This is a genomic window from Actinokineospora diospyrosa (assembly GCF_024171925.1).
GTDB lineage: Bacteria > Actinomycetota > Actinomycetes > Mycobacteriales > Pseudonocardiaceae > Actinokineospora > Actinokineospora diospyrosa.
This window is the reverse complement of record NZ_JAMTCO010000011.1, coordinates 233,640-251,558: the sequence shown is the minus strand read 5'-3', so window position 1 is coordinate 251,558 and position 17,919 is coordinate 233,640. Positions and strand designations below refer to the sequence as shown.

Here is a 17,919-nt window from a genome sequence, read left to right as displayed (position 1 = left end):
TCACCCACGCGGTTCTTGCGGTGCTTGGGCAGGCTTGACGCGGACGGTCGGAGGCTCGCGGTACTCCTCGGGGGAGCGGTTGCCTTGACCCTGCCGCCGGTTGGCAGCACTACCGGGCGCTGCGGGGAGCTGACCGCTCTTAGTACCGGTGGCGGGCCGACCGTTGGGCGCGCTCTTGCTCGCGGGCGGGTTCGCAGGCGCGTTCCCGGGGGTGTTCGCGGGGTCCACCTGGGCGGGCCGGAGGAGCTGAGTGCGCTCGGCGGTGCCCTGTCCAAGAGGCTGCGGAGTGCGGCTCACGGGCGGCGGCTGCCGGGGGGCGTCAGGCTCGCGGCGGACGACCGGACGGATCTCCTCGTCCTCGTCCAGCTCGTCGTAATCCTCGTCCTCGTCCGGGTTGTCCTTCTTGCGCTTGCGTTCCTTGTACGTCTCGAGGGAGTACACGGCCGCGAGGCTGGCGACGAGCCCCAGCACCAGGGCCACCGCCGCGCCGCGCAGCTTGCCGCCGCGCAGCGGTTCGGGCTTGGTCGGCGGCACGACGTCGTCGACACCGATGAACGTGGTCGGCGGCGCGTTGAGGGCCTGCTGCCGCTTGGCCAGTTCCTGCTTGACCCGGTCGAGCACCTTCACGGCCAGCTCGCGCGCGCCCGACTCGGACGCGCTCTCGGTCTTGACGGTGATGAACGGGCCGCCGTCACCGCCGCCGGTGAGCACGAACTTGTGGTCGGCGGAGTCGCCACCGAGGGACTTGACCACCTCGGGGGTGTTGATGCTCTGGATGACGATGGCGGCCGAGATGGTGAGGCTGGTGTCGAACGCGAGCAGCGGGTTGGTCTGCCCGGAGACCTTGTCGGTCACCTGCGTCGCGCCACCGGCCGGTGACGTCAGCACCATGGTGCCCACCGACTCGTAGTGCAGCGGCAACGCCACATACGCCGCTCCGGCCGCACCCACGGTGACCGCGAACACGGGGAGCGCGACGTACCACCGCTTCAGCATCAGAAGCAGTGTTTTGAAGAAGTCCATCATCTGCGCCCCAACACACGACGTGACACCGAGCTACCGGTCCGGTCGCCTACTTGTAGGTTCATCGCGGTGCGATGAAAGTCGTTACTCCATGTGATGCTACGCGCGACCCACTGCGCTGAACGGTCTAGCGGTTCAGGTTCGCCCGGTATGTCCACACCCGATAGGACGTACCGTCCGCCACTGGGGTTGTAAGCAGCAGATCTTTATCGCACACGACGATGTCCACCTTCAGGCCACCGCCCTGTTGGGGCTCCACGAACCGCACACAACCGGGGTTCGTCGGGTCCGGGGTGCCCGGCTCGTTGTCCCCGCGCGCGTAGAGGGCGACCCCTCGACTGGCGAGGAACTGGTGCACAGTGCCGTTCTTCAGCGCCTCGAGGTAGTCGGCCGAGTTGACCAACCCTTCCAAGTGGACCACGGGTCGGTGCAGGTGGTAGCCCACGCTGCCCGCCCGGTCGCCCATCGCGATCGGTTCGCCCGCGGGGGCGAGGGCGTCGATCTGCGCGGCGACGGCAGGCCCCGCCTCGATGAACGCACTACGCGCCACACCGCCCTTGCCGGAGCGGACCGCGTTGGCCCCGACGGCGGCCACGACCAACAGCACCAGCCCGAGCGCCGCGATTCTGCGCACCGGCACCCAATTCGCCCATTTGTCCACAAGGGCCGGTCCGGCGAGCACGATCGCCAGTGGCGCGGAGGAGAAGTACCAGGGCCACAACTGCCACGAGGAGGTGAACGCGTAGTAACCGACGGTGAGAGCGCCACCGGTCAGCACGATGGTGCCGAACCGCGCGGCGAGGCCCAAGCTGCCGGTCGCCCTGGCCGCGAGCGCGCCGATGACCACGACGACACCGATCGCGCCGAGGTAGGTCGACTGGCCGAACAGGACCGGCGAGGTGAGGAACTGCCCGATCGTGTCGGCGTTGAACCCACCACCGCCGAGCGCCTTGGCCTGACCCGACACCGGCAGCGGCGTGTGGAACAGCGCCTGGTTGACGGCCAGGTAGGCGGCCAGCGCGATCGCGGGCGGGGCGGCGAGCCACAGGCCCAGTCGCACCCACGGCTTGCCGAGCCGGACCCAGGTGAGCACGGTCACCACGCCGAGCACGGCCATCGGGAAGACGGTGTCGAGCCGGGCGAGCACGGCGATCGCCATCAGGACGCCCGCGTTGCGCGCCGCGGCGGTGCCGAAGGTCGCCGAGGTGAACCCGTCGGTGCGCAGGTAGGTCGCGGCGAGCCACAGGAGGGCGAAGAGGAGCAGGCCCGTCTCCATGCCCGAGTACCAGAAGGAAGGACCCGCGGCGCCGACCACCAGGAGGGGGGCCGCGCAGAGCGTGACGACGACGGGACGCCCGGTGAGCAGGCCGATCCGGTCGATCTGCCGTCCGGAGGCGATCGCGAGCAACGATGAGACCAGCGTCACAGCAACCAACGCGGCCTTACCGTTCGTGATCAAAAACACCGGAACGAGGATCAATAGCCACAGAGGGTGATAGCCGTTGGTCGGATCGAGTCCGTTGAAGGTCGAACCGTCACCCGCGGCGATATGTCCGGCTACGCCGAAGTAGTAGAAAGCGTCGTCGTCGAACAGGCCGACCGCGGTCGAGTACGGCGAGAACGCGACCACCGCGATCCGGATGACGGCGAGTACGCAGGCCACCGCCGTGGCGGTGAGCCAGACGGGGGGTCGCGTGCGAGGCCCTGGGTCGGCCTTGGGCCGGTCCGGGGCGGGTGTCGGTCGGGCGCTCGTGCGCATCCCAGCTCCCGGCTGCCTGGTGATGGGTGAGCGAATGTGCTCGGTGCAGGCATCGCGTCGCGGGCGGAATTGTTACGCAGCGTCGTTTCGCTCGACTGAGTGATGGAGCCCACGCTTAGTGACCAGATTGCTGCTGGCTTCGTGACTGCATTGTGATCTGGCGGCCGCTGTGCTTAGAGTGCCTCGGGCTCCGGGACGCCCCGATGTCCCGAGTCGAAACCCTTGTCCTGCAACGGGGGCGACTTGTTGCCAACCGGAAGGATCTCATGTCCGCTCGACATCACACGTCTGCGGAGTTAGGCAAGCGGCACGGCAGGCACAGACGGGTGCGCGGCATCGCACTCACCGCCGGTCTTGCCCTGGGGGCGCTGGTACTCGCGTCCGGCTGCAAACCCGTGGCCGGTAAGCCTGCTCCGCCCATCCCCACTCTCCCGACAAGCTCCACCATCCCGGCGCCGACCTCCGCGCCCACGTCGACCGAGACGACCGAGACGACGACCAGTGCTCCACCGTCCACGACGGCGTCGAGCGCTTCCCCCACGGCCTCGTCGACCATCAAGCCCACCAGCGCGAAGCCCACGGCCACCCAGCCGGGCCCGCCGCCGGGCAACGGCACCGCACCCGCGCCGGGCACCGTCGGCTTCCGCGGCGACCGCGCCAAGCTCAAGGTCGTCGACGGCCCCGGCTCCGCCCCACCCGGCACCACGTGGAACTCCGGCGCCCTGCGCTTCGGCGGCGGCAACGTCACCCTGGAGAACGTCTACGTCAAGGGTGGCATCGAGTACAACGGCAAGGGCACGCTGACCATCAAGAACTCGGTCATCGAGGGCAACCACTTCAGCTGGTCCCCGCTGCTGGGCAACAGTGGTCACATCAACGTCAGCGACACGACGATCACCTACAAGGACTCGCAGTGGCCGGGTGACAAGTGGGGCAACGGCGCCATCCACGGCGACGCCACGGTGACGGTCCAGCGCTGTGACATCTCGGGTACGCCGGACGGCATCCAGAACGGCCCCGGCAACAGCACGATCGAGCAGAACTACATCCACGACCTGCTCCGCGCCGGGACGTACCCGACCAACACCCACAACGACGGCATCCAGTCGTACGGCGGCCCCAACACGGTCATCCGGTACAACCGCATCGACATCAGCGCCGACGGCAAGGCCTACGACGGCACCCACCAGAACGCCGCGGTGTTCATCATGGAGGGCGGCCCGGGCGAGACCACCGGCCTCCAGATCGTCGGCAACTACCTGGCGGGCGGCGGCTACATCATGCGCGTCAGCGCCACGGTCCGCGGTGCGATCATCACGGACAACAAGTTCGGCACCACGGCAGGCGGCTGGGGTGAGGCCTTCGTGGACAAGGGGGCCACCATCGCGGCCTGGTCCAACAACGTGAGCTCGTCGAACAAGCAGATCAACAAACCCAGCTAGTAGTTCCCCCGCAAAGGCCGCCGTCACTTTCCCCCGGGTGACGGCGGCCTTTGCATTGTTGTCGGGGCCTTGCCTATAGGTGCTTCTTAGGCGACTGGTCCAGGGGACGAGGCGGCGGCCACCAGTTCGCGGGGCTGGCCGGAGCCGTCCGCCGCGGACTCGTAGATCGTCGGGGCGCCGCCCTGTTGCACCTTCGCGTAGGCCAGCGTCGTGTTGTTCAGCCAAGCCGCCTGGTCGTCCACGCCGTCGGAGCCGGGCATCTGGGTTTCCTTGCCCGATCCCAGGTCCAGCACGAACAGCTGCCAGGTGCCCAGCCGACCGCCGCGCTTCTTGTAGGCGACGCGGGTCTGGTCGGGGGAGAGCGACGGGCACTCGGCGGACTGCCGGACGGTGTCCATCTTCTTCGCCTTCAGGTCGCCCTTGATCAGCCACGTCGTGTTGCCCGAGCCCAGGGTCGCGTAGAACGAGTTGTCGTCCGAGGCCACCGTGACGCCCCAGTAGTTCTCGTTGACGCGCTTGTCCGGTACGCCCTCGATCGTCATCGCGAGGGTCTCGAGCGACTCCACCAGCTCACCGCTGCGCAGGTCGAGCACCCCGGTACGCGTAGAGAACCCGCCCGGTGCGAGGTAAGAGTCACCGGTCACGAACACGGTCCACGACACGATCTTCCCCGAAGCCGACACCCGCGCGCGCGAAGGCGTACCGGGCAGCGGCACGGACCGGACCTCCTTGCCGTCCACGAACACGGCAGCCTCATAAGCGCCAGGCAGGCTCATCCGCAGGCAGACAGTCGTACCGGCCGCCGTGTACACGCGTAGACACTTCAGGGCCCCGGGTGTCCTCTTACCCGAAGCGTCCAATGTCGACACGAGGTTCTGGCCGCCGCCGTTGTCGACGAAGGTCAGCCCGCTGGCCACCGCCGCCCCCGGCTGCGTCGCGGCGGCCTGCTGGTCGCGCACCGTCGCCACCACGTAGACGACCGCCACCGCGATCACCACGACCATCGCGGTCACCCCGACCACGATCCGGTTCCGTACGAACCAGTCCTTCACCGCGAGACCTCCGGGCGGATGAGCAGGAACACCCCGACCAGCGCGATCGCCATCGTGCTGATCGACACGAGCACGGCCGTGCTGAACGCGAAGTTCTGCAGCAGCAGACCGACGCCGATCGACGAGGCGAACCGGGCCAGGGCCTGGCCGGTCTGCACGATCGACAGGCCGCTGGCGCGCAGGTGCTCGGGCACCAGGGTCGCCCCGTGCGCCATCAGCACGCCGTCGGTCGCGGCGTAGAACAAGCCGTGCAGGGCAACGGTAACGATCACCAGTGCGATCCCGGTGAACGGGCCGAGCAGCAGCAGGTACACCGCGAGCAGCACCACGTGCCCGGCGAAGAAGATCCGCCACCGGCCAGCGCGGTCGGCGAGGCGCCCGAGCGGGGTCGCGGCCAGCAGGAAGGTCAGCGCGGTGCCGACCGGCATCAGCGCCAGCCAGGTCGGCGACACCCCGGAGACCTTCTGCAGCACGACGAAGACGAACGCGTCGGAGATCGTGGCCAGGCCGAGCAGGCCCGCGGCGATGGTGGTCCGGCGCATGCCCTTGTTGCGCAGCAGGTCGGCGGTGGCGCGCAGCGTGACCACCTTGCCGGGGACCCGCTCGAGCCGGGGCTGGCGGACGAAGAAGACCAGCACGATCACGCCGAGCGCGGCGAAGCAGAAGCTGAGCATGAAGATCGGGCCGGGGCGGGTGGTCACCCAGTACAGCAGCGCGAATGTCGCCAGTGGACCGAGCAGCGCGCCGATGGTGTCCATCGTGCGGTGTACCCCGAACGACTCGCCCAGCTTCTCCTTGGGCGTCACCAGCGAGATCAGCGCGTCGCGCGGCGCGGTGCGCAAACCCTTGCCCGCCCGGTCGAGCGCGAGCACGCCGCCGAGGCCGACCGAGGACGCGCCGACCGCGGGGAAGATCAGCTTGGTCGCCGCCGACATGCCGTAGCCGACGACCGCGACCGCCTTGTGCCGGTGCACCTTGTCCGAGATGTGCCCGCCGACCAGCCGCAGCACCGCCGTCGCGCCGGTGTAGATGCCGTCGAGCAGACCGAGCTGCAAGTAGCTCATCTGCAGGTTGAAGATCACGTAGATCGGCAGGAACGCGGTGACCATCTCGGCCGAGATGTCTGTGAGCAGGCTCACCGTGCCCAAGAGCACAACGGTGGTCGGCACCCGGCTCGGGCGGATTCCCCCGTCCGCTGGCGAACCCTTGGTTCGCCTGGTCGACGCAACGTACACCCGAACACCTCCGCAGCTAGACCGCATCGCCGCGGCGCCTCGAACCGCGTATCGGAAAACGACCACGGTGTGTAACAAGGTGCCGAACTGGACCGAATCTTTGGTGGGTACTCGCGGGGAAAACTCATACCCCCGGTAACCGATGTGCCCGATCGAGCGAACACCACAGCAGTGCCCACCCCAGGAAGAGGTCCCCGTGAGCCGTCAGAGGGCCCCGCACGTCCTGATCATCGTGCAGAACCTGCCCGTCCCGCTCGACCGGCGGGTGTGGCTGGAGTGCAAGGCGCTCAGAGCGGCGGGCTACGAGGTGTCGGTCATCTGCCCGAAGGGCCCAGGTGACCCCGCGTACGCCGTGCTCGACGGCGTCCACCTGTACAAGTACGCCCCGCCCAAGCAGGCGGACGGCGTGCTCGGGTACGCCTGGGAGTTCGTCTACTGCTGGCTGCGCACCGCGGCGCTGAGCCTGAAGGTCCGCCGCCGGGCCCGGTTCCACGTCATGCAGGCGTGCAACCCGCCGGACACCTACTGGGCGCTCGCGCTGCCGTGGAAGCTGCTCGACGGGGTGAAGTTCGTCTTCGACCACCACGACCTCAATCCCGAAGTCTTCCGGTCCCGCTTCGGTGAGCCCAAGAAGCTCGCCGGGAAGGTCCAGCTCGCCGTCCTCAAGTGGCTTGAGCGGCGCACCTTCCGCACCGCGGACCGGGTCATCTCCACCAACACGTCCTACCAGGACATTGCCGTCAACCGCGGCGGTGTCAAGCGCGAGCACACGACCGTGGTGCGGTCCGGCCCGGACACCTCGGTCATGCGCCCCGCCTACGCCGACCCGGCGCTGCGCCGCGGCGGCAAGCACCTGGTGGCCTACCTGGGCATCATGGGTCCGCAGGACGGTGTGGACGGCGTGCTGCTCGCCGCCGACCGGATCGTGAACCACCACGGCCGCCGCGACTTCCGCTTCGTGCTGCTCGGCTTCGGCGACTGCCTCGACGAGCTCAAGCAGCAGTGCTCCGACCTCGGCCTCGACGACTATGTCGAGTTCACCGGCCGGGTCGGCCCGGACAAGATCGCGAGCTACCTGTCGGCCGCCTCGATCGGGTTGTCGCCCGACCCGCGCAGCCCGCTCAACGACGTGTCCACGATGAACAAGACCATGGAGTACATGGCGTACGCCCTACCGGTCGTCGCCTACCGCCTCACCGAGACGGTCGTCTCCGGCGGCGAGTGCGCGGTCTACGTGGAGCCCGGCGACAGCGACGGCCTCGCCGACGCCGTGCTGGAGCTCGCCGACGACCCGATCGAGCGCTCCGAGCGCGGCTACGCCGGTCGCCGCCGCGCCGAGCAGGTGCTGGACTGGCGCCCGCAGGCGCAGGCCTACATCGGGGTGTATGACGAACTCCTCGGCTTCCCGTCCGCTGGCCCGTTCCCGGACGGCTACCCGAGCGTGGACCGCCGGTCCGGCGGGTCCACCGACGAGCTGCGCGACCAGTGGGGCAACCAACTTGTCGATCTTCGTGATGAGACCGCGTTGCGCGCCTTCGCCGCGACTCGCATCATGACGCCGTCCGAGCCGGTCCGCGGCCAGAGCTGAAGCAGGGGTACCTGATGTTCGTACGACGGATCGCCGTGATCGGCACCGGGTATGTGGGGCTGACCACCGGTGCCTGTCTGGCCTCCCTTGGCCACGACGTGATCTGCGCCGATGTCGACGCCGACAAGGTCGCCCGGCTCGGCCGCGGCGAGGTCGACATCCTGGAGCCCGGTCTCGCCGACCTGGTCGCCGAGGGCATCGCCGCCGGTCGGCTCACCTTCGTGCTCGGCGCGGCCTCGGCCGTGCGCCACGAGCCCGAGGTGATGTTCCTCTGCGTCCCGACCCCGATGGGCGTCGGCGGCGTGGCCGACCTGAGCATCGTCGAGTCGGTGGTCGAGGAGGTCCGCGCCCTGCTGCCCGCAGGCTGCGTGGTCGTCAACAAGTCCACCGTCCCGGTCGGCACCGCCGACCGCACCGAGGAACTCCTCGACCGCGAGGACGTCGCCGTCGTCTCCAACCCGGAGTTCCTCCGCGAGGGCAGCGCGGTCTTCGACTTCCTCAACCCCGACCGCATCGTCGTCGGTGGTCGCCAGCAGGACGCGGCGGAGCGCGTGGCCGCCCTGTACGCCAAGCTCGGCGCCCCCACCGTGCTGACCGACGCCCCCAGCGCCGAACTGGTCAAGTACGCCGCCAACTGCTTCCTGGCGATGAAGCTGTCGTACGTCAACGCCGTCGCCGAGCTGTGCGACCGCCTGGGCGCGAACATCAGCGACGTCACCGAGGGCATGGGCTACGACAAGCGCATCGGCCAGGCATTCCTCCAGCCCGGCCCCGGCTGGGGCGGCTCCTGCCTGCCGAAGGACACCTCGGCGATGCTGCAGCTGGCGGACGCGGCCGACTTCGAGTTCCGCCTGATCCGGGCCACCATCGACACCAACACCCGCCAGCGCCAGCGCATGGTGGAGAAGGTCCGCCTGGCCGTCACCGGCAAGCGCAACGGCTCGCTCTCCCGCCGCCGCCTCGCCCTGTTCGGCCTGACCTTCAAGGCCGGGACCGACGACCTGCGCGACTCCCCGGCCCTGGCCGTGGCCGCCCTGCTGCGCCAGGCAGGGGCAGACCTGGTCGGCTACGACCCCTCCCTGCGCCCCGACAGCCAGCACCCCGACCTCTCCCAGGTCACCGTCACCGACGACCCGTACCAGGCCGCCAAGGACGCCGAAGCGGTCATCGTCCTCACCGAGTGGCCCGAGTTCCGCTCCCTCGACTGGCAACGCCTAGCCGAATCCGTCCGCAGCCCCATCGTCGTGGACACCCGCAACCTCCTGGACCCCGCCGTAGCCCGCCGCGCAGGCTTCGAGTGGATCGGCCTGGGCAAGCCCTAACCCCCCGCCCCACCCTTACCCCCGAACCGCCGAGACCTCCCCCCTCGGCGGTTCGGCTTTCCCACTGCCACCCACCTCAGACCAAGGCCATCAACCGCCCTGCACCCACACCGCCCTAGACACACCTACCCCTGAGCGCACGCCCCAGCACTGCACCCACCACACCCGCCCCAGCTCCCCAGCCTGCCCGCCCTGACGCACCCCCCTTGCCCGCACCCCCCAAACCCGCCACATCCAATCCGCATGCCCCACCCGAAACGCCCAGCCCGGCATTCGGCTCGATGCCCCAGCCCAGCTCCCCCCCAGCACACCTGGCTCACCCAGCCCAGCACGCCTAGCCAGCCCTGGCCCGCTCGTCCCGGCACACCCAGCCCGGCCCAGCTCGCCCACCCGGTATGCCTGGCTCGCCCAGCCCAGCCCAGCCCGGCTAGCCGGGCCTGGCCCACTCGTCGCGCCGCACCCTGCCCGGCCCAGCTCGCCCGCCCGATACACCTGGCTCGCCTGGCCCGATACACCCGGCTCCGCGCGCCAAGCCCGGTATCCGCCGCTCTGCATCTCCGCCCCCGGCACGCCCCGCCCGCACGCCTGGCCCGCCACGCCCGCCCCGGCATACGCGACTCGGCGCGTCAGGCTCCGACACACCCCTGCCCGGCCCACCTCGCCCGGCGGTACGTCTGGCTCGGCTCCGCCCGGTACGCCTTGCTCGGCTACGCCTGGCTGGCCCGGCCTGGTACACCCGGCTCGGCGAACCAAGCTCGTATCCCCGGCTCTGCATAACCTACCCGGCACGCCCCGTCTGGCCCACCCTTTCGGGGCTGGCCCAGCACGCCTGCCCCGGCATGCCAGGTCCCGGCACACACCCCCTGCCCGGCCCAGCTCGCCCGGTCGGTACGCCTGGCTCCGCCCCACCTGGCTGGCCCGGCCTGGTACGTCCGGCTCGGCGCGCCAAGCCCGGTATTTCCCGGCCCGGCGTCTCCGACCCCGTCACGCCCGCCCGTCTGGCCTGGCCTGGCATGTCCGCCCGGCGCGTCAGGTCCCGACACACCCTGCCCGACCCAGCTTGCCCAGCCGGTACGCCCAGCCCGGTACGCCTGGCTCGGCTCCGCCTGGCTCGCCCGGCCCGGTACGTCGGGCTCGACACGCTTGTTGGCCCGGCCTGGTAGGTCCGGCTCGGCGCGCCAAGCCCGGTATCCCCGGCCTGGCGTCTTCGACCCCGTCACGCCCGCCCGCACGCCTGGCCTGGCCCAGCACGCCCGTCGCGGCACACCTTGTCCGGCCCAGCTCGCCCGGCCGGTACGTCCGGCTTGGCCAGGTACGTCCTGCTCGGCGCGCTTGGCTCGCCCGGCATATCCGACCCTGGCACGCCAGGCCCCGGCCCGTCCGGCCTGGCTGGCTCGGCTTGTCCGACCCGACGTGCCCGACCCGGCACGCCGGGCTTGCGGTATGCCCGGCCCGGTCTGCCTGGCCCGGCATCTCCCCCCGGCATGTCCGGTCCGGTACGCCCGCCCGGCGCGTCTGCTCGGCGTGTCCGGCTAGGCATCTCTGACTCAGCATCTCCGTCCCCGGTACGTCTGGCCCGGCTTGGCCCGGTACTTCCTACTTGGCTCGGTATCTCCGCCCCCTGGCATCTCCGACCTGTACGTCAGGCCCCGGCATGTCCAGCTCTGCATCTCCGCCCCGGTACGTCAGGCACTGGCACGCCGGGCCCGGCCCGGCTGGCTCGGTCCGCCTGGCTCGGCATCTCCGCCGGTACGTCTGGGCCAGCTCGGCCCGATCCGGCCAGCTTGGCGTGCCTGGCCCGGCGCGCCTGGCTTGGCACGTCCGACCCGGTATCTCCGACCCTGGTACGTCAGGCCCCGTATGTCCGGCTTGGCGCGCCCGGCCCAGTCTGCCGGGCTCGGCATGTCCGTCCCGGTCCGGCTGCCCGGGGTTCGGCATCTCCGCCTCGGTACGTCAAGCCTCGGCATGTCTGGCCCATACGCCTCAGCCCGGCGCGCCTGCTCGGCTTGTCCGGCTGGGCATCTCTGACTCAGCATCTCCGCCCCAGGTAGGGCTGGCCCAGCCCGGCCCGCCGGGCTTGGCACGTCCGCACCCGACATCTCCGACCCTGGTGCGGCTGGCCCCGGCATGCCCGACCCCAGTACGTCCGGTTCGGACCGCCGGGCTCCGCATGTCCGGCCTGGTCCGGCGCGCTTGGCTCGGTATCTCCGACCCCGGTACGTCAGGCATCTGACACGTCTGGCCTGGCGTGTCAGACCTGGCACGCGGAGCTCGGCAACGCCTAGCCCGGTCCGGTTCGGCTGGCTTGGCGTGCCTGGCCTGGCGCGGCTCTGCATCTCCGCCCCCGGTCAGGCTCCGGCAGCCTTGGCTCGGCACGCCGGACCCGGTACGGGCCTAGCTCGGCCCCGTACAGCCCGTCCCGTCCGGCTAGACGCGGCTGGCTTGGAGTGTCCGGCTCAGCACGTGCCGGGCTCGACTCGGCACGCTGGCTGGGCACGCTCGGCTCCGGCACGTCAGGTCCAGCACGCCTGGCCCGGCCCTGCTTGTGCGGCCCCGGTGGGCCTGATCCGGCGGGTGCGACTCAGTGCGAATGGCCCAGTTCGTGTGAGGCGGGTGCGCCCGGCCCGACGCGCGGTCTGGTGTGTGGGACCTAGAAGCCGATCACGACCAGGGCCTGGTCGTCGTGTGCCTTGGGGCGGGGCCAGCGGGTTCCGCCGGGATCGCCCAGCTCTGCGTCCCGAACGGCGCCCAGCACCGCCTTTGGCCCGGCCTCCTTCGCCAGGTCGAGCACCTCACCCCAGCCGAACAGCCCGTAGTCGTCGACCCCGCAGGACACCCCGTCGCTCGCCATCAGGACGGACCGGACGGACTCCCTCGGCCACGACCGCCGGATTGCCCGGTGTGCCGCCGCCGGGACGGCTTCTGCCACCCAGTACCCCCCTTCCTGATTCCGCAATGCCGACGTCTTCCGCGCCGACGCCCTCACCGCCGCCACGTGATCTGCTGAATAGCCACCACCCCCGCGTAATCGATCCCGGTAACTGCCCCGCGGCACATGACGCAACCGCTGGTCCTCCACGACGTCCGGCTCCGGTACGAAGGCCACGACCGGACTGTCGGCCAACACCAACGCCTCGACGACCTCCGCGTCCCACCGCACGATCGCCACAGTGCTACACGGACTGTCCCCGGGCGTGAACCCGTTGCCCCGCGCCACCGAGCGGATGGCCCCTGCCAGCAGGTCCGCCAGGTCCAGCTCCGGCGCGGCCGTGAGCCGCGCCGCCAACTGGGCCCCCAACTCGCCCGCGTAGACACCCCCGCTCGGCAGGTCCTCCCGCATGGACGTGGCCCCGTCCAGCAGGAGCACAGCCCCGGGCAGGACCAGCACCACGTCCTCGCTCGGCCGCTCCTCGCCGCTCAGGCCAACCCCAGCCGCTTCCGCCACCGCGATCTCCGGCATGACCCGATGCTCCCAGAATCTCGATCATGCCGCCCAGTGCCCGGGCACTGGTCTAGGCCACGAGACGGTCGTCAACCTGGGTTGACAACCAGCCCGTCGTCAACGTAAGTTGACGACATGGCAGAAGCAACACAGTTGGCCAGCGCGGCGGGTGACCGGGATCCCCGAGTGGGTCTCCGGGCCGTCGCCGCACTGCGGAAGCTGCTGGAGCAGTTGGAAGCGGTGCAGGTGCGCAGCGCGCGGCTCAGTGGGTGGTCCTGGCAGGAGATCGCGGCCGAACTCGGCGTCAGCAAGCAGGCCGTGCACAAGAAGTACGGGAGGAACTAGATGTTCGAGCGCTTCACCAAGGCGGCCCGCCTCGTCGTCCGCGACGGCGTCCACCTCGCCGAGCAGGACGAGGTGGCCCTGATCGAACCCGAGCACCTGCTCTTCGGACTCCTCAAGCAGGACGGCACCCGCGGCACCGCCGTCCTCGCCGAACACGCCGTCACCACCGCCTCGGCCCGAACCGCCGTCGAGACCATCCGCAGGCGCGGCGGCCTGTCCGATGCTGACGCGGCCGCCCTCGGCGAGTTCGGCATCGACGTCGAGGCGGTTGTCGCGGCCGTCGAGCAGACCCACGGCGCGGGTGCGCTCTCCGGTGCGACCCGACGCCCACGCTCGCTCGGTCCCCGCTGGCGGGTCCCGTTCTCCCGTGACGCCAAGCGCGTCCTCGAACTGAGCCTCCGCGAGGCGTTGGCCCGCGGTGACAAGTCCATTGGCGACGAACACCTGCTCCTCGCCCTGATCAAAGTCGGCGGTGTCGCCGCGGAAGCACTGGCTTCCCTGGGGGTGACCCATGAGAAGGTCAGCACTTACCTCGCTACCACCTGAACCGATCGCACTGCGCCCCAGCGGCGGGGACGTGCGTCGGTGTCCGTGTTGGTGGTGCGCCTTGCGCAGGTCCGACCGGCGGTGCCAGTGAACATTCTCGTACCGAACCCCCTTTCCTCGGAGTTGACAGATCTGTCACAACCGAGTGTCCACGGATTCCGGTCTGTTCGCACCAACTTTTTCCGGATTCCCCCGTTACGGGGTTACCGCGAGGAACAGGAAAGCGCTGAACAAGGTCAGGTGCACCGTTCCCTGCAGCAAGGTTGCCCGGCCGGTGACCAAGGTCAACATGCTCACCAGCACGGTCAACACCAGTAGCACCAACTCCTTGGGCCCCAAGCCAAGTGTCAGCGGACCGGCCAACCAGATCGATGCAACCGCGATTGCCGGAATCGTAAGTCCGATGCTCGCCAATGCCGACCCCAAAGCCAGGTTGAGGCTTACCTGGAGTCGGTTACGCAAAGAGGCTCGGACAGCTGCAACTGTTTCCGGTAGCAGTACCAGCAAAGCAATGACAACGCCGACAAATGACACGGGTGCTCCGGCAGACTCAACTGCCGCCTCTAGCGTCGGGGAAACAGTCTTAGCCAGGCCGACTACCGCGACAAGGCAGGCCAAGAGCAGTACAAGGCTGGAAAACGCAGTCCGACTCGAAGGCGCCTCAGCGTGGTCATCCTCGGTAAGGCTCGTCTTCGGCAGGAAGTAGTCCCTGTGCCGAACCGTCTGGACAAACACGAACACCCCGTACAGCACCAGCGACGCGACCCCCGCGAACGCCAACTGCGAGCCGGAGTACGTCGGCCCCGCAGTGCTCAAGGTGAACGTCGGCAGCACGAGGCTCAACGTCACCATCGCCGTGAGCACCGCGAGCGCCCCGCCCGAGGCGTGCGCGCGGAACTCCTGGACCCGGTGCCGCAGTGAGCCGACCAGCAGCGCCAGGCCGACGATGCCGTTCGTGGTGATCATGATCGCCGCGAACACGGTGTCCCTGGCCAGGGCCGCCGCCTTCTCCCCGCCGGAGATCATCAACGTCACGATCAGCGCGACCTCGATCACCGTCACCGCGACGGCCAGGATGAGCGTGCCGAACGGTTCCCCGACCCGGTGTGCCACCACCTCGGCGTGGTGCACGGCGGCGGTCACCGCCAACGCAAGACCCACGCACACCAGCACTATGAGCACGGCGCCGAGGTCACGGCCGTAAGAGAGGATGAGGATGAGGAGGGCGAACGGGGGGACGGCCAAGCTCCAGCGGGGCAGCGTCGGGGCGGTGGTCATGCCACCGACCCTAGTGTCCGATTTTGGCCTCGGCCTGCGGACGCCAGGTCACGATGGGGAGGAACGCCTGGGCGAGTGGCCCGATCGCGAGCGCGTAGAGCAACGTGCCGATCCCGACCGTCCCGCCTAGCAGCCATCCCGACGCGAGGACCACGACCTCGATCCCGGTGCGCACCCAGCGGATCGCGTAGCCGGATCGAGCGGAGACCCCGGTCATGAGCCCGTCGCGGGGGCCCGGGCCGAGGCGCACACCGATGTAGGCAGCCGTAGCAAGACTATTAAGCGCAACGGCGACGACCATGAGTACGACCCGCGTGACCATGCCACTAGGAGTCGGCATTACCCACAGCGTGAGGTCAACTGAGGTCGACACGAGTAAGACGTTCGCGATAGTGCCAACTCCCGGTCGCTGTTTGATCGGAATCCAGCACAACAGCACCAGCAAACTGGTCAACGCGGTGACGGTGCCGAAGCTCAACCCGGTGATCTTGTGCAGTGCCTCGTGCAGCACGTCCCACGGCGCCAGGCCGAGCGCGGCCTCGATCTGCATACCGGTGCTGATGCCGTAGAGCGCGAGGCCCACGAACAGTTGCGGGAGCCGTCGACCCGGGCTGGTCCGCAGCGGGACGGGGGACAGGTTGGTGGGGGCCATGGACACATGGTTACCCAAGATTGGCCTTACATCGAGGGCCAATCTGCGACAATTGGCCCATGCTTCCCCCTGGAGGACGGGTCTCAGCTGCACGATTGGTCCGCATGCTCGGTGAGTGGCGTGACCAAGGCAACAAGGCGGGTTCCGCCGGTCTAGCCGCCGGGATCCGCCTGTTGCTGTTCGACGGCCAACTCGCGCCCGGAACGACCTTGCCCGCCGAACGGGAGTTGGCCGCCACCCTCGGCGTCAGCAGGACCCTCGTCGCCTCCGCGTGGGACCAACTCCGCGAGGAAGGCCTGATCGTCAGCAGGCGAGGCTCAGGGTCGCGGACAACCCTGCCTGCGTCGCCTGCCAACGAACTCTTCCCCGAGCGCTTCCAGCCCCTTGACCTCGCTACAGCGGCTCCAGGTGCGCTCCCCGGCGTTGGGCTGGCAGTTGACGCTGTGCGCGGAGCCTTCGCGTTAGAGCTATCCCGCCACGGCTATCTCGGCTACGGCATCGACATCTTGCGTGAACGACTGGCCCAACGTTTCACCGCTCGCGGCCTGCCGACCACCCCCGACCAGATCCTGGTCACCAACGGTGCCCACCACGCCTTGGCCTTGGTCCTCCGCGCCATGACCAACCCCGGCGATCGAGTCCTTGTCGAGCAGCCCACCTACAACAACGCGCTTGAAGCCATCCGCTCCGCTTACGCCATGCCGGTGCCGGTTCCCATGCCTGAAGAAGGGTGGGACCTAGAGGGCGTCGAGGTGGTCCTACGCCAGGCCGCTCCTCGAATGGCCTATCTGATCGTCGACTTCCAGAACCCCACCGGTCGTCGTTTGGACTCCGAGGGGAGGGAGCGGCTAGCAGCGATCCTGCGACGGGCCCGCACGCCGACGGTCGTTGACGAAACCCTCGTCGAGCTCGACCTCGACGGCGATCCTCTCGACGGCCCGCCCCCGATGGCGTGCTTTGAACAGGACCTGGTCATCACCGTCGGTTCGGCCAGCAAGTCCCACTGGGGTGGGTTGCGGCTCGGTTGGGTGCGGGCGACTGAAGAGGTGATCGGCAGGCTGGCGGCCTCTAGACGGGCGTTCGACCTGGGTTCCCCGGTCTTCGAGCAGCTCGTGCTGGCGCACCTCTACGCGGACCCGGAGCCGATGCTGCGGGAGCGCCGGGCGGAGATGGCCGCGAACCGGACCGTGCTGGTCAACGCGCTGGCCGAGTACTGCCCGGACTGGTCGTTCGACGTGCCGCGCGGCGGCCTGAGCCTCTGGTGCGAGCTCCCCGCGCCGATCGGCACGCGGATCGCCGTGGCGGCGCAATCTGTGGGGGTCAGGGTCGCCCCGGCCTCGCGGTTCAGCGTTCACGGTGGCCTGGATCGCAGGCTCCGGCTACCGTACACCCTACCGGCTCAATCGCTGGTCGAGGCGGTGCGCAGGCTGGCCACGGTGGCGGCAGGCGTCACCGGATCGCCTGGAACGCTCGGTTCCGACGGTCTAATCCCGGTCGCCTAGCTGGCCCCAGCGGGGCCGAGGCGGTACAAAACCAGTGCGCTGGATGGCGTAGTTGTTTGGACCTTTCGCCACCAAGTGCGCTTCGACCTCGGCAAGGACCCCGGTGGTCGGCACAGCCCCGCGTTGTGCCGACCACCAGGGGTAGCCGAGGGGGGAGCCCCGGCGCCGCGGGGGCATCGCGGCGCCGGGGCCAGGTCCCGATCTGACCGGGCGCGGTCGGCAGATCGGGTTCGGGAGATGGCTTCGGAGACGGCTCCGCGCGGAGTGGTCCGCGGGGAGCGACCGGTCAGGGACAGACCGGTCCTGTGGGATCGGCCCGGGTCAGTCGGGCGATGAGGTGAGCAGCCCGGTGACATCACCCGGTGGCTGCATCGCGTTGCTCGACGTTACGCCTGTCGCGTACGGCGGCACTACCCGCGCGCGATCACTAAGAACACCGAGCAAGCCCCTGGCGTGACCGCCGTTGTCGCACGTCGGTGCCGCTGCCGAACCCGGGGCCGCTGGGCAGGCCGGGGCGGGTGGCGCGGGGAACTTGGGTGTCTTGCCCGACTCGGCCTGAGGCCCGTCAGCAGGGGGCTTTGGCTTGGCAGGCGGCGCTGCCTGGGGCGGCGGCGCCGCGCTGGGTCTATGGACCGCAGCGGCGCTACGAGAGGCCTTGGCGGCGTGCTTGTGCGCCTTGACGCTCTTGCGCGCAGGTGCCGCTTGGGGCTCCGCAGGCGCGGACAGAGCTACC

Annotated in this window: 13 protein-coding genes; 6 read left to right on the top strand and 7 right to left on the bottom strand. The window is 69.6% G+C overall.

Features of this window, described 5'->3' with window-relative positions; genetic code table 11:
* Entirely contained in the window at positions 1-996 is a 996-nt protein-coding gene (locus tag LV75_RS23535) for a hypothetical protein (protein ID WP_253889149.1), read from the bottom strand.
* A gap of 154 nt (positions 997-1,150) precedes the next feature.
* On the bottom strand, positions 1,151-2,782 hold the full coding sequence (locus LV75_RS23530) for a hypothetical protein (protein WP_253889148.1): 1,632 nt from the start codon (positions 2,780-2,782) through the stop codon (positions 1,151-1,153).
* 266 nt (positions 2,783-3,048) lie between these two features.
* On the opposite strand from LV75_RS23530, the gene LV75_RS23525 reads away from it, so the two are divergent.
* On the top strand, positions 3,049-4,224 hold the full coding sequence (locus tag LV75_RS23525) for a right-handed parallel beta-helix repeat-containing protein (protein WP_253889147.1): 1,176 nt from the start codon (positions 3,049-3,051) through the stop codon (positions 4,222-4,224).
* Between the two features lie 86 nt (positions 4,225-4,310).
* On the opposite strand, the gene LV75_RS23520 is transcribed toward LV75_RS23525, so the two are convergent.
* Positions 4,311-5,276 carry a TolB family protein gene (locus LV75_RS23520; protein ID WP_253889146.1) on the bottom strand — a complete coding sequence of 322 codons (966 nt, stop codon included), beginning with the start codon at positions 5,274-5,276 and terminating at the stop codon, positions 4,311-4,313.
* The gene (locus LV75_RS23515) at positions 5,273-6,511 is read right to left on the bottom strand and encodes an MFS transporter (RefSeq protein ID WP_253889145.1); all 1,239 of its coding nucleotides are present in this window, start codon (positions 6,509-6,511) and stop codon (positions 5,273-5,275) included. Before LV75_RS23515 ends, LV75_RS23520 begins: the two co-directional genes overlap by 4 nt.
* 196 nt (positions 6,512-6,707) lie before the next feature.
* Between LV75_RS23515 and LV75_RS23510 the strand changes: the two genes are divergently transcribed.
* Together LV75_RS23510 and LV75_RS23505 are read left to right on the top strand one after the other, a co-directional pair.
* The gene (locus tag LV75_RS23510) at positions 6,708-8,099 is read left to right on the top strand and encodes a glycosyltransferase family 4 protein (RefSeq protein WP_253889144.1); all 1,392 of its coding nucleotides are present in this window, start codon (positions 6,708-6,710) and stop codon (positions 8,097-8,099) included.
* A gap of 14 nt (positions 8,100-8,113) precedes the next feature.
* The gene (locus LV75_RS23505) at positions 8,114-9,421 is read left to right on the top strand and encodes a UDP-glucose dehydrogenase family protein (protein ID WP_253889143.1); all 1,308 of its coding nucleotides are present in this window, start codon (positions 8,114-8,116) and stop codon (positions 9,419-9,421) included.
* 2,650 nt (positions 9,422-12,071) lie between these two features.
* Here the strand turns inward: LV75_RS23505 and LV75_RS23500 are convergent.
* On the bottom strand, positions 12,072-12,881 hold the full coding sequence (locus tag LV75_RS23500; RefSeq protein ID WP_253889142.1) for a hypothetical protein: 810 nt from the start codon (positions 12,879-12,881) through the stop codon (positions 12,072-12,074).
* A 117-nt stretch (positions 12,882-12,998) separates the two neighbouring features.
* On the opposite strand from LV75_RS23500, the gene LV75_RS23495 reads away from it, so the two are divergent.
* Together LV75_RS23495 and LV75_RS35100 are read left to right on the top strand one after the other, a co-directional pair.
* Positions 12,999-13,208, top strand: coding sequence for an ECF-type sigma factor (locus LV75_RS23495; protein ID WP_253889141.1), 210 nt, complete (start codon positions 12,999-13,001; stop codon positions 13,206-13,208).
* Positions 13,209-13,754 carry a Clp protease N-terminal domain-containing protein gene (locus LV75_RS35100; RefSeq protein WP_301319635.1) on the top strand — a complete coding sequence of 182 codons (546 nt, stop codon included), beginning with the start codon at positions 13,209-13,211 and terminating at the stop codon, positions 13,752-13,754.
* Positions 13,755-13,949: 195 nt separating this feature from the next.
* On the opposite strand, the gene LV75_RS23480 is transcribed toward LV75_RS35100, so the two are convergent.
* A complete protein-coding gene (locus LV75_RS23480) occupies positions 13,950-15,032 on the bottom strand; it encodes a calcium:cation antiporter (protein ID WP_253889140.1) in 1,083 nt (360 codons plus the stop codon).
* Between the two features lie 10 nt (positions 15,033-15,042).
* Complete coding sequence (gene yczE / locus LV75_RS23475; RefSeq protein ID WP_253889139.1) at positions 15,043-15,684, bottom strand: membrane protein YczE; 642 nt, start codon at positions 15,682-15,684, stop codon at positions 15,043-15,045.
* Between the two features lie 59 nt (positions 15,685-15,743).
* Here yczE and yczR point away from each other — a divergent pair, with 59 nt between their 5' ends.
* Positions 15,744-17,186, top strand: a complete 1,443-nt coding sequence (yczR, locus tag LV75_RS23470; RefSeq protein ID WP_443612909.1) for a MocR-like transcription factor YczR — start codon at positions 15,744-15,746, stop codon at positions 17,184-17,186.
* The last annotated feature ends 733 nt before the right edge of the window (positions 17,187-17,919 follow it).